The organism is Pseudomonas sp. (assembly GCF_030684895.1).
GTDB lineage: Bacteria > Pseudomonadota > Gammaproteobacteria > Pseudomonadales > Pseudomonadaceae > Aquipseudomonas.
In genome coordinates this window covers 92,263-104,663 of record NZ_JAUXXP010000017.1, presented here as the reverse complement: position 1 = coordinate 104,663, position 12,401 = coordinate 92,263, and the positions used below count along the sequence as shown (strand labels likewise).

At 62.3% G+C, this 12,401-nt stretch carries 11 protein-coding genes; 7 read left to right on the top strand and 4 right to left on the bottom strand.

What is annotated here, in order from left to right; translation table 11 throughout:
• Nucleotides 1-21 precede the first annotated feature (21 nt).
• The gene (gene yrfG, locus Q8M42_RS03745; protein ID WP_304870291.1) at nucleotides 22-696 is read right to left on the bottom strand and encodes a GMP/IMP nucleotidase; all 675 of its coding nucleotides are present in this window, start codon (nucleotides 694-696) and stop codon (nucleotides 22-24) included.
• A gap of 133 nt (nucleotides 697-829) precedes the next feature.
• Between yrfG and nudE the strand changes: the two genes are divergently transcribed.
• Together nudE and cysQ are read left to right on the top strand one after the other, a co-directional pair.
• Entirely contained in the window at nucleotides 830-1,396 is a 567-nt protein-coding gene (gene nudE / locus Q8M42_RS03740) for an ADP compounds hydrolase NudE (RefSeq protein WP_304870289.1), read from the top strand.
• Between the two features lie 8 nt (nucleotides 1,397-1,404).
• Nucleotides 1,405-2,226: a 3'(2'),5'-bisphosphate nucleotidase CysQ gene (gene cysQ, locus Q8M42_RS03735; protein ID WP_304870287.1), complete on the top strand. Its 822-nt coding sequence runs from the start codon at nucleotides 1,405-1,407 to the stop codon at nucleotides 2,224-2,226.
• A 163-nt stretch (nucleotides 2,227-2,389) separates the two neighbouring features.
• On the opposite strand, the gene Q8M42_RS03730 is transcribed toward cysQ, so the two are convergent.
• A complete protein-coding gene (locus Q8M42_RS03730; RefSeq protein WP_304870286.1) occupies nucleotides 2,390-4,300 on the bottom strand; it encodes a beta-ketoacyl synthase in 1,911 nt (636 codons plus the stop codon).
• Between the two features lie 243 nt (nucleotides 4,301-4,543).
• Between Q8M42_RS03730 and Q8M42_RS03725 the strand changes: the two genes are divergently transcribed.
• From Q8M42_RS03725 to gcvH, 5 genes are all read left to right on the top strand, one after another.
• On the top strand, nucleotides 4,544-6,193 hold the full coding sequence (locus tag Q8M42_RS03725; protein ID WP_304870284.1) for an acyl-CoA synthetase: 1,650 nt from the start codon (nucleotides 4,544-4,546) through the stop codon (nucleotides 6,191-6,193).
• A gap of 110 nt (nucleotides 6,194-6,303) precedes the next feature.
• The gene (locus Q8M42_RS03720) at nucleotides 6,304-7,305 is read left to right on the top strand and encodes an extracellular solute-binding protein (protein WP_304870282.1); all 1,002 of its coding nucleotides are present in this window, start codon (nucleotides 6,304-6,306) and stop codon (nucleotides 7,303-7,305) included.
• 165 nt (nucleotides 7,306-7,470) lie between these two features.
• Complete coding sequence (locus Q8M42_RS03715; RefSeq protein ID WP_304870280.1) at nucleotides 7,471-9,087, top strand: iron ABC transporter permease; 1,617 nt, start codon at nucleotides 7,471-7,473, stop codon at nucleotides 9,085-9,087.
• A gap of 195 nt (nucleotides 9,088-9,282) precedes the next feature.
• A complete protein-coding gene (gene gcvT / locus Q8M42_RS03710) occupies nucleotides 9,283-10,365 on the top strand; it encodes a glycine cleavage system aminomethyltransferase GcvT (protein ID WP_304870278.1) in 1,083 nt (360 codons plus the stop codon).
• 143 nt (nucleotides 10,366-10,508) lie between these two features.
• Entirely contained in the window at nucleotides 10,509-10,898 is a 390-nt protein-coding gene (gene gcvH, locus Q8M42_RS03705; protein ID WP_304870276.1) for a glycine cleavage system protein GcvH, read from the top strand.
• A 61-nt stretch (nucleotides 10,899-10,959) separates the two neighbouring features.
• Here the strand turns inward: gcvH and Q8M42_RS03700 are convergent, their stop codons facing one another.
• A complete protein-coding gene (locus tag Q8M42_RS03700) occupies nucleotides 10,960-11,415 on the bottom strand; it encodes an NfeD family protein (protein WP_304870274.1) in 456 nt (151 codons plus the stop codon).
• 3 nt (nucleotides 11,416-11,418) lie between these two features.
• Nucleotides 11,419-12,339 carry an SPFH domain-containing protein gene (locus tag Q8M42_RS03695; RefSeq protein ID WP_304870272.1) on the bottom strand — a complete coding sequence of 307 codons (921 nt, stop codon included), beginning with the start codon at nucleotides 12,337-12,339 and terminating at the stop codon, nucleotides 11,419-11,421.
• Nucleotides 12,340-12,401: the final 62 nt, after the last annotated feature.

The following is a 12,401-nucleotide window of genomic DNA, read 5'->3' as shown; positions in this document are numbered from 1 at the left end:
TAAAGCCCCTCCCACAAATCATCAGTCGTTCCCCTTAAGGTCGCGCAGCAACTCCCGGTAATCCTCCACCGCAGCAAACTCCTCGGTGTCCTTCGGCCCCGCCTGGCTGTCTGGCTGGCGTACGGCGAGCAGGTGGCCGATGCCAAAACGTCCGGCGCTGCGCAGGATTGGCAGGCTGTCATCAATAAACAGGCTGCGCGCAGGCATGAAGCTGATGTCCTGCTGCAGGGCATGCCAGAACTGCTGGTCTTCCTTGGGGAAGCCATAGTCGTGGGAGCTGATCAGTCTGTCGAAGTAGGGCGCCAGCTCGATGCGTTCCAGCTTCAATGACAGCGAGTCGCGGTGCGCGTTGGTGATCAGCACCACCTGCTTGCCGGCTTGGCGCAGGGCCTGGATAAAGGTGTCGGCGTCCGGGCGCAGGGCGATCAGATGCGCCACTTCACGCTTGAGGTCGCGGATCGACAGCTTCAGTTCGCGGCTCCAGAAATCCGTGCAGTACCAGTTGAGGGTGCCGGCGTGCTCGCGAAACAGCGGCAGCAGTTCAGCTTCGGCCAGCGCGCGGCTGACGCCGTGATGCTCGGCGTAGCGCTGCGGCAGGTGCTGCAACCAGAAGTGGTTGTCGAAGTGCAGGTCGAGCAGAGTGCCGTCCATATCCAGCAGGACGGTGTCGATGGCGTTCCAGGGCAAGGAGGGCATGCGCAGTTCTTCGGGCTGATGCGCAGGGCGTCGCGATTTGCGCCACCGGCGTCGTGATCGCGCAATCTCCTACGCAGATAATAGGAAAAGCCGCGTTATGATAACCCGCTATGTCCTGCCCAGGAGCCGTCCCATGCGTCAGAAACCCAGCGTACTCGCCCGCGAAATCGTCGCCAGCAGCCGCCTGTTCCGTGTCGAGGAGCTGCAGCTGCGCTTCAGCAATGGCGTGGAGCGCACCTATGAGCGGCTGGTGGGCAAGGGCGCAGGTTATGGCGCAGTGATGGTGGTGGCGATGGTCGATGACGAGCACGCGCTGCTGGTCGAGGAATATTGCGGCGGCACCGATGATTACCAGCTATCGCTACCCAAAGGGCTGATCGAGCCGGGTGAGGACGTGCTGGACGCGGCCAATCGTGAGCTGAAAGAAGAGGCCGGCTTTGGCGCGCGCAAGCTTGAACTGTTGGCCGAGCTGAGCCTGTCGCCGGGCTATATGAGCCAGAAGATTCAGGTGGTGCTGGCCTCGGATTTATATGAAGAACGCCTGCCGGGCGATGAGCCGGAGCCAATGCGCGTCGATCAGACCAGCCTGCGCGAGCTGTCGAGCCTGATTCAGCATCCGCAATTTACCGAAGGTCGCGCCCTGGCGGCGTTGTACCTGGCCCGTGATGTGCTGACTCAGCGTGGGGTTTTCAAGGTATGAGCCAAACCATGAGCCATCCGCTGATTCCTGCAGTCATCGAACTGGTGCGTCAGGCCGGCGCGGCGACTCTGCCGTACTGGCGCGCCGATGTGACGGTGAATGAAAAAGCCGATGCCTCGCCGGTGACCGCCGCCGATATGGCCGCGCACCACATTCTTAATGACGGCCTGCTGGCCCTCGTCCCAGATATCCCGGTGCTTTCTGAAGAGGCGGCCGATATTGCCCTGAGCGAGCGCGGGCAGTGGAGCCGCTGGTGGCTGGTCGATCCGCTGGATGGCACCAAGGAATTTATCGCCGGCAGCGAGGAGTTCACCGTCAACGTCGCGCTGATCGAGCAAGGCCGCGTGGTATTTGGCGTGGTCGGTATTCCGGCCACCGGCCTGTGCTATTACGGCGGCGCAGGGCTGGGTGCCTGGCGCGCCGATGCGGCGGGTGTCAGCGAGGAAATCAGTGTGCGCCTGGCTCCGCAGGAGGCTTTTACCCTGGTCGCCAGTCGTCGCCATTCCAGCCCGGCGCAGGAGGCGTTGCTGGCCGGGTTGAGCGAGCGCTTTGGTGATCTGCAGCTGGCCAATGTTGGCAGTTCGCTGAAGTTCTGTCAGCTGGCCGAGGGCAATGCCGATTGCTACCCGCGTTTGGCTCCGACCTCGCAGTGGGACACCGCAGCGGCGCAGGGCGTATTGGAAGGGGCGGGCGGCGAGGTGCTGACGCTCAAGGGCGAGGCGCTGACCTATGAAGCGCGTGAGTCGTTGCTTAATCCGTATTTTCTGGCGCTGCCAGCGGCGGCCGCATGGCGCACCGAGCTGATTCAGCTGGCCCGCGCGCTGGATTAAGCGACGAGTCTAGCGTTGTGGGCAGGCACAATCGCGGCTAAAGCCCCTCCCACAAATCGCGGCGCTATAGCAGCCCGTAGCCCGGATGTAATCCGGGGATAAAGCCACAGAAGCCCCGGATTGCATCCGGGCTACGTCGCGGAGTATTCGGCGATGGCTTGGCTTACTCGAGCATATCGCCGTAGCGCTCATCCTTCTTGAACACCAGCGGTTGGGCAAAGCCCGGCACCTTGATCTGCTCGCAGTTGATCTCGATCTGCTGGTCGTCGATCAGGTCGTTGCCGAAGTTGTAGATAATCCCCAGATCACCCAGCAGCGCTTGCGCGTCGTAGGCCTGAGCAGCAGTGCGGGTGGCTTCGCGGCGTTGCAGGTAGGCAGCAAAGGCCGCTTCGCCATGGCGCTTGCGCAGCATGCGTTCGGCCACATGCGGGGCCAGCAGCAGGGCGCTGGCGTTGTTGCCGCCAAAGCCCTTGGAGTTGATCACGCACAGGTCCAGTTGTTCGGGTGCGCGGGTGCGGTCGGCGGTGGCAAAGCTTAGGTGCTGCTGGTGCACGTCTTCGGCCACTGCATCAATGGTTTTGATCCCCGGAATGATGCCGTACTTGAAGCTGCCCAGAGCGGAGATCAGCTGATCACCACTGGCGGTGGCCAGGGAGTGGCCGACAAAGGCTTTCACTGCTGTGACCGGCCACTGCTTGATGGCGAAGGCGCTGGCGATGCGGTCGAGAATTTCCGACTCGGTCACCCGGTTGGCTGGCGTGCTGGAGCCGTGGGCATGCACAAAGCTGCGCTCACGCACTGAGTCGATGCCCAACAGTTGCACGGCGCTGGCCACGGCCTTGGCCACGGTCAGGTAGTTGCCAGGGCCGGGGGCGGAAATGGATTTCTTGAAGCCGTCGGCGTTGATAAACACATCCGGCACCGCGCCGTGGATATCCGCGCCCAGTTCCAGGGCCAGCTCGTCGTCCATCAGCACCACGAACTGGCAGGCTTCGGCCAGGGTAAAGCCACAGTTCTCGCCAAACGGGCGGCTGGCGCGGCGGAAGTCGACGGTCTCTTTCCCTTCTATCTGCCGCAGGCCATCTTCGGTGGCCAGGGCGCCCATGGCGCCGTAACCCTCGATGCATTCCTGATTGATCGGCGCTTCGCTGTTGCCGACGATGGCCACCCGCGCCTTGCCCGAATTGATCAGCTCGATGCCTTTCTGCAGGTTGTAGAGGAAGGTGGCGCAGGCGCCGGTGACGCTGCCGGTGGTGCCGACGCTGCCCAGCACATAGGCGTTGATAAAGTCCGCCGGCATGGTGTTGAGGCCCAGGGCCAGCTGCTTGGCGGTGACGCGCCCACCTTTGAGGCGTGACTGCATCAGTCCGCCGAAGCCGTTTTCGTCGAGCTGGCTCATGATGCTGCCAGCAAACACCGCGACTTCATCCGGTGCCACGTGCTGCATGATGGTCTGCCACTCAATACCGGTGGCACGCAGCGCATCGGTGACGCCGACAATGGTCATGGCCAGGCCACGCGGGTGGAAGCGCGCGTTGTACAGCTCGCTCGGCTCGAAGCCAGTAGGCAGCTGCCCGGCGGATTTCACCGGCAGGGCGCGGTAGCTGTCGACCTTGAATTCGCAGTTGTCGTGCAGGGTCACCAGCACTTCGCTGGCGTTCAGCTCGTCCACCGTCCAGTCAGATGGCAGCGGTTCGGGCAGGTGTTTACGCAGGGTAATAAAACTCAGCGGCTGGCCGGCGGTGGCGCTGATGTCGATGGTCTTCTGCCAGTGTGCGGCGTCGACATCCAGGTGCTGTTTTCCGATGCGGCGCACCAGGGTCGAGGCAAGAATCTGCTCGGCGAAGCGAGCGTCGATCTCGGCCAGGCTCAAGGCATTGCCGGCGTCATCCTGATAGCCGCCGTCGACTACCTTGATCAGCTTCATCATCACCGCCAGGCCGGCCAGGGTCTGCTGGCGCGCGGGGGTGTCCATGGACTCGATAACGGTACGGCGGAAACCATGGTGGAAGGAGCTGCGCCCAGCCGCGTTATAGCCACCAAAACCAACGATCACAGGTAAGCGTGAGGTCACTCGATAACTCCTTGAAAAGATAACGCCAGACAAGCCGAGATAAAGCTATGGAGGCTTGTCACACAGGCCGAATCGCTCTGCGGCGGTTACTACGCCGCGATCAAGCGACCAGCATGGCTGTTCGGATGCCTATGCTGACGTGATTGCTGACTTGCAAGTCACGGTTTCGACCAAGGTCGCGCATCGCTAAAACCACACGGCTGTTATGGTTTCTGCGCACAACGGCCCAGCTGGAGAACAACAATGTACAGCGTCAATCCCTACGAATATGGCATGCCCCGCGATGCGGCAAATTTTCAGGCGCTCAGCCCGCTGAGCTTTCTCGAGCGCGCCGCCAGCGTCTATCCGCAGCGCCTGGCGCTAATTAACGGCAGCCTGCGCCAGACCTGGGGCGAAACCTATAGCCGCAGTATTCGTCTGGCCTCGGCGCTGGCCCAGCGCGGCATTGGCCTGGGCGACACGGTGGCGGTGATCGCGCCCAACGGCCCGGCGATGTTCGAGGCGCATTTTGGCGTGCCGATGTGCGGCGCGGTGCTGAATGCCATCAACACCCGTCTGGATGCCGAAGCCATCGCCTTTATCCTGCAGCACGGTGAAGCCAAGGTGCTGCTGGTGGACAAGGAATTCGGTGAGTTGGCGCAGCGCGTGGTCGGCCATTTGCCGCAACCGCCGCTGGTGATTGGCATCGATGATACGGAATATGCCGAGGGACTGCTGATCGGCCAGCTGGATTACGAGGCGCTGCTGGCCGAAGGCGACCCGGACTATGCCTGGCAGTTGCCCGCCGACGAATGGCAGGCGATCTCGCTCAATTACACCTCCGGCACCACCGGCAACCCCAAGGGCGTGGTTTACCACCATCGCGGCGCGCACCTGAATGCGCTGTCCAATGCCATGTGCTGGGACATGGGCCGCTTCCCGGTGTACCTGTGGACGCTGCCGATGTTCCACTGCAACGGCTGGTGCTTCCCCTGGGCGCTGGCCGCCTATGTCGGGGTCAACGTGTGCCTGCGCCATGTGCGTGCCGAAGCCATCTACCCGGCGCTTGCCGAGCATGGCGTCGACCATTTCTGCGGCGCGCCCATCGTGCTGAATATGCTGGCCAACGCCGATGAGGCGCTAAAAGCCCTGAAAACCCGGCCGGTAAAAGTATTGACCGCCGGCGCCGCACCACCCGCTGCGGTAATCGAAGCCATGGAAGCCCTGGCGTTTCGCGTGACCCACGTCTATGGCCTGACCGAAACCTACGGCCCCAGCGTGGCCTGCGAGTGGAAGAGTGAGTGGGACAGCGAAAGCCCGGAACAGCGTGCGCGCCTGAAATCCCGCCAGGGCGTGCGTGCGCCGCTGCTCGACGGCCTGATGGTGGCCGACCCCGATACCCTGCAGCCGGTGCCGAAAGACGGCCAGACCATCGGCGAAATCATGATGCGCGGCAATGTGGTGATGAAGGGCTATCTGAAGAACCCGTCGGCCACCGCCGAAGCTTTTGCCGGTGGCTGGTTCCACTCCGGCGACCTGGCGGTGTGGCATGCCGACGGTTATGTGGAAATCAAGGACCGCAGCAAGGACATCATCATTTCCGGCGGTGAGAACATCTCCTCCATTGAGGTGGAAGACGTGCTGTACCGTCACCCGCAGATCCTCGAAGCCGCCGTGGTGGCCATGGCCCATGCCAAATGGGGCGAAACGCCGTGCGCCTTTATCACCCTTAAACCGGGTGCCGAGCTGACGGCCGAGGAGGTTATCGCCTTCTGTCAGCAGCGCATGGCGCGTTTCAAAGTGCCGGGCTGCGTGGTGTTCACCAGCCTGCCGAAAACCAGCACTGGCAAGGTGCAGAAGTTTGTGTTGCGTGAGCAGGCCAAACAGTTGGCCGCGCAGCAGGCGGTGGCATAAGGAGTGTGAAGGCGCTTGTTACAGGTTTAAATGGATAACGAGTTGAGAAGCTAAATGTCATTCACTACTATTTGGCACCTTAACTCGTCTATACCAAGAGGCACTACACCATGCAGGTAAGCAAAGGCTTGTTCGCCGCACTCTCTCTCACCGCGCTGGCCAGCACTGCGCAGGCCGCCGATGAAGTGGTGGTGTATTCCTCGCGTATCGACGAGCTGATCAAGCCGGTGTTCGATGCTTACACCGCCAAGACCGGGGTCAAGGTCAAGTTCATCACCGACAAGGAAGCGCCGCTTATCGCCCGTCTGAAAGCCGAAGGTGCCAACACCCCGGCCGACCTGCTGATCACCGTAGACGCCGGCAACCTCTGGCAGGCCGAGCAGGAAGGCGTGCTGCAGCCGACCCAATCCGAGCTGATTGCCGCCAATATCCCGGCCCAGTACCGTTCCAGCACCGACAGCTGGACTGGCCTGTCACTGCGCGCGCGGACCATTTTCTACTCCACCGAGCGGGTTAAGCCGAGCGAGCTGAGCACCTACGAAGCCCTGGCTGACAAGAATTGGGAAGGCCGCCTGTGCCTGCGTACCAGCAAGAAGGTCTACAACCAGTCCCTGACCGCCACCCTGATCGAAACCCATGGCGCGGCCAAGACCGAAGAAATCGTCAAGGGCTGGGTCAACAACCTGGCCACCGACGTGTTCGCCGATGACACCGCGCTGCTGCAAGCCATCGACGCCGGTCAGTGTGACGTCGGCATCACCAACACCTACTACTACGGCCGCCTGCACCAGCAGCAGCCTGATCTGAAAGTGAAGCCGTACTGGCCGAACCAGAACGACCGTGGCGTGCACGTCAACCTGGCCGGTGCCGGTGTCACCAAACACGCGCCGCATGCCGAAGCCGCGCGCAAGCTGCTGGAGTGGATGACCACCGAAGAAGCGCAGACCATCTTCGCCGGCGTTAACCAGGAGTTCCCGGCTAACCCGGCGGTTGCACCGTCCAAGGAAGTCGCCGCGTGGGGCACCTTCAAGGCTGATTCGATCGCCACCGAAGTGGCTGGCAAGCGCCAGGCCGAAGCGACCATGCTGATGGATCGTGCTGGCTGGAACTAAGCGCAGATCGTCAGCAGCTAGTGCGTAGGATGGGTTGAGCGCAGCGATACCCATCGCATCCAACACGATGGGTATCGCCGCTACGCGCCTCAACCCATCCTACGCCGTTATACTCGACGCCCCGGCTTAGCCCGGGGCGTTGTGTTTTTGTCTTGAGGATTTTGCGTGGCCCATCCTGCTCAGCGCCGCTGGTACCCCATCGCCTTTGCCGTTGCCTTGCTGGTGCTGCTGCCGCTGAGCGTGCTGATGTTCAGCTGGCATGAGGTCGACCAGCAGATCTGGGCGCACCTGTGGCAAACCCAGTTGCCGCGTCTGCTCGGCAATACCCTGGTGTTGGTGTTGGGTGTCGGTGTGGGCGTGACGCTGCTTGGCGTCAGCCTGGCCTGGCTCACCAGCCTCTGTGAGTTTCCCGGTCGGCGCTGGTTGGATTGGGCGCTGATGCTGCCGTTTGCCATTCCCGCCTATGTGCTGGCATTTGTATTTGTCGGCCTGCTGGATTTCGCCGGCCCGCTGCAGACCCTGCTGCGCGAGTGGTTCGGCAGCGGTGTGCGCTTCCCCCGCGTGCGTTCCACTGGCGGGGTGATCATCGTCCTGGTGCTGGTGTTCTACCCCTACGTTTACCTGCTTGCGCGCAATGCCTTTCTGGCCCAGGGCAAGGGATTGATGGAAGCGGCGCGGGTGCTTGGTCTGAGCCCGTGGCGAGCGTTCTGGCGCGTTGCCCTGCCAATGGCGCGCCCGGCGATTGGCGCCGGCCTGGCCCTGGCGATCATGGAAACCCTGGCGGATTTCGGCGCGGTCTCGGTGTTCAACTTCGACACCTTTACCACCGCCATTTATAAGACCTGGTACAGCTTCTACAGCCTGACCAGTGCTACTCAACTGGCCAGCCTGCTGCTGCTGGCGGTGATGCTGGTGCTCTACGGCGAGCGCCGCGCCCGCGGTGCGGTGCGCCCGGTAAATGAACGGCCACGCGGCAAGGCGCTGTATCACCTTAAAGGCGGCCAGGCGTTGGCGGCCAGCGCTTGGTGCGGCCTGGTATTCGCCTGTGGTTTTGTCATCCCGGTACTGCAGCTGATCGTCTGGTTCTGGCAGCGCGGTCGTTTCGATCTGGATGAGCGCTACAGCGCCTTGATTCTGCATACCCTCTACCTGGGCGCGATGGCGGCGCTGATCACCGTCAGCGTGGCTTTGCTGCTGGCCTTCGCTCGGCGTCTGGCGCCGACTCGGCTGATGCGTTCAACCGTTGGCTTGGCCAATCTCGGGTATGCCTTGCCGGGTTCGATGCTGGCGGTGGCGATCATGCTGGCGTTCAGTTACCTGGATCGTGAACTGGTTATTCCGCTGTCCAGCTGGCTGGGCGGCGCAGGCAAGCCGGTGCTGCTCGGCAGCCTGTCGGCGCTGCTGCTGGCCTATATGATCCGCTTTCTGGCGGTGGCCTACGGGCCGCTGGAAAACAGCCTGGCGCGCATTCGTCCGTCCTTGCCGGAAGCCTCGCGCAGCCTCGGCGTCGGCGGCGTCGGATTGTTCTTCAAGGTCTACCTGCCGCTGCTGGTGCCGGGGGCGCTGTCGGCAGCGCTGCTGGTATTTGTCGATGTGCTCAAGGAAATGCCCGCCACCCTGCTGATGCGCCCCTTTGGTTGGGACACGTTGTCGGTGCGGGTGTTTGAAATGACCAGCGAAGGCGAGTGGGCGCGCGCTGCGCTGCCGGCCCTGACCCTGGTGCTGGTCGGGCTGTTGCCGGTGATTCTGCTGATCCGCCGTTCGGCGCGTCGTCACGGGTAGGGTGGGTTAGCCGCGTAGCGGCGTAACCCGCCAGGCTTGTTCAGTACAGGCAAGACCAAGATGACCGCCCCCGGTGTTGCGGCTACAATGCGCGCCATTCGCAGCGGCCGATCACCTTGATAGCCCGTGCCAGTGCCCGATTGTGTGGGCTCAGCCAGGTTGCCGCTGCACTGCCCAGCCCGCAAGGAGACACTTATGGGACAGCGCACACCGCTCTATGACCTGCACCTCGCCTTGGGTGCCAAGATGGTCGACTTCGGCGGTTGGGACATGCCGTTGCACTATGGCTCGCAGGTCGAGGAGCACCATCAGGTGCGTCGCGACTGCGGGGTGTTCGATGTGTCGCACATGACCGTGGTGGATGTCAGCGGCAGCCAGGCCAAGGCTTATCTGCAGCACCTGCTGGCCAACGACATCGAGCGTCTGCAGAGCATCGGCAAAGCCCTCTATAGCGGTATGCTCAACGAGCAGGGTGGGGTGGTGGATGACTTGATCGTCTACCTCACCGACTTCGGTTACCGCGTGGTGGTGAATGCCTCGACCCGCGACAAGGACCTGGCCTGGATGCACCTGCAAAGCGTCGATTTCGACGTGCAGCTGCACGAGCGCGCCGAGCTGGCGATGCTGGCCATTCAAGGCCCGCAGGCGCGCAGCAAGACCGCCGAGCTGGTCAGCCAGTCGCGCGCCAACCTGATTCAGAGCCTCAAGCCCTTTGAAGGCCAGCCCGATGGCGAGTGGTTTATTGCTCGCACCGGTTATACCGGCGAAGACGGCCTGGAAATCATGCTGCCAGCCAGCGAAGTGTTGGCCTTCCTTAATGAGCTGGTCGGTGCCGGTATTTCCCCGATCGGTCTTGGCGCGCGCGACACCCTGCGCCTTGAAGCCGGGATGAACCTATACGGCCAGGACATGGACGAAAGTGTGACCCCGCTGGCCGCTAATATGGCCTGGACCATCGCCTGGGAGCCGGCCAGCCGTGGTTTTGTTGGTCGCGCCGCGCTGCAGAAGCAGAAGGCCGAAGGCGTTGCCTCCAAGCTGGTCGGCCTGGTGCTGGAAGAGCGCGGCGTGCTGCGTGCGCATCAGGTAGTGCGAGTTGAAGGGGTGGGCGAAGGCGAGATCACCAGCGGCAGCTTCTCGCCGACCCTGGGTAAATCCATCGCCCTGGCCCGCGTGCCGGCGGCTACCAGCGAGCGTGCTGAAGTAGAGATTCGCGGCAAGTGGTACCCGGTGCGAGTGGTCAAACCGACGTTTGTGCGTAACGGCAAGGCGCTTATCTAAGCCTTGAACTGGCCATGGATGGTCGAGAACGCCCCGGTTTGTAACGGTGCGTCAGGTTTTTAAAGACTTTCTTTCGGTATGGCCAAGGCCTGCTAAATTTCCATGACGGCGTGGTCGCCGTCATGTCAGATGAGGAACGACACATGAGCACTATCCCCGCCGATCTGCGTTACGCCGCCAGCCACGAGTGGGCGCGCCTGGAAGCCGATGGCAGCGTTACCGTAGGCATTTCCGATCACGCTCAGGAAGCCCTGGGTGATGTGGTGTTCATCGAGCTGCCAGAAGTCGGCAAGACCCTGAATGCCGGCCAGGAAGCTGGGGTGGTGGAGTCGGTCAAGGCCGCGTCCGACATCTATGCACCGGTTTCCGGTGAAGTGATCGCGATCAACGACGGCTTGGCCGACAGCCCGGAAAGCGTCAACAGCGACCCGTACGGCAGCTGGTTCTTCAAGCTCAAGCCAAGCGACGCCAGCGAGTTGGACAAGCTGCTCGACGCGGCCGCCTACAAGGCCAGCGCTGACAGCGACGCCTAAGCGCCATGCGTAAACGACAACGCCCCGCAATGCGGGGCGTTGTCGTTTACAGCCTTGGCCATCAGTCCGACTGCGCGGCTACAACCCGCAGCAGCACACCATCCTGGCCCACCACCCGTACTGGCGTGCCGGCCGGCAGGTCAGCGCCGATTACCAGCCACAGGCTGTCGCCGGCCTTGATCTTGCCGCGTCCGCCGTTGATGGCTTCGTGCAGGACAAAGGTGCGGCCGACGAATTCACTGCCGCGCTGGTTCAGTCCTGGTTGGTCGGAAGGCTTGGCCGCGCTGCGCTGGCGTTGCCACCAGAACACCGCCGTGAGGATCGAGAGCAGGCCGAACAGGATGAACTGCGCTGCCCACGGCAGGCCCGGGAAGACAAAGGTCAACAGGCCGACGCTGGCGGCGGCCAGGCCGATCCACAGCAAATAACCGCCGGCACCGAACACTTCGAGAATCAGCAGCAGCGTGCCGAAAGCCAGCCAGTTCCAGTACGACAGGTGCTGTAAAAAGTCCCACATGGCTTAACCCTTCTTCTCACCGAAGGTGGCTTTGACAATTTCGCTGATGCCGCCGACGGCGCCGATGACCTGGCTGGCTTCCAGCGGCATGAGGATGACCTTGCTGTTGTTGGCGCTGGCCAGTTGGCCGAGGGCTTCGATGTATTTCTGTGCAACGAAGTAGTTGACCGCCTGCACGTTACCCTTGGCGATGGCTTCGGAAACCATACGCGTGGCTTCGGCTTCTGCCTGGGCGGCACGTTCGCGCGCTTCGGCTTCGAGGAAAGCGGCTTGGCGTTGACCTTCGGCCTTGAGGATGTCGCCCTGCTTCTGCCCTTCGGCGGTGAGAATGGCAGCGGCACGCAGACCTTCGGCTTCGAGAATTTGTGCGCGTTTGATCCGTTCGGCTTTCATCTGCCCGGACATGGCGGCCATCAGGTCGGCGGGCGGGCTGATGTCCTTGATCTCGATACGGGTGATCTTGATGCCCCAGGGTGCGGTGGCTTCATCGACAGTGCGCAGCAGTTTTTCGTTGATCGCATCGCGCTGGCCGAGCATGGCGTCCAGCTCCATCGAGCCGAGCACGGTACGGATATTGGTCATCACCAGGTTGCGGATGGCGTGTTCGAGGTTGTTTACCTCGTAAGCCGCTTGGGCCGAGTTGATGATCTGGAAGAAGCAGATGGCGTCGATCTGCACCGTGGCGTTATCGGCGGTGATCACTTCCTGCGGCGGAATATCCAGCACGTTTTCCATCACGTTGAGCTTGCGGCCGACCCTGTCCATGATCGGTACGATGATGTTCAGGCCCGGCTTGAGGGTGTTGGTGTAGCGGCCGAAGCGCTCCACTGTCCATTCGTAGCCCTGTGGCACAACCTTGAAACCCATAAAGACGATGGCGACGGCGAGGCCGACAAAGAGAAAAATGACACTGCCGATTTCCATGTGGTGTAGCTCCTTAGCGAGTTGAGGTCTGCTGATTAGCGGTTCAGGTATCTAAGCACAGT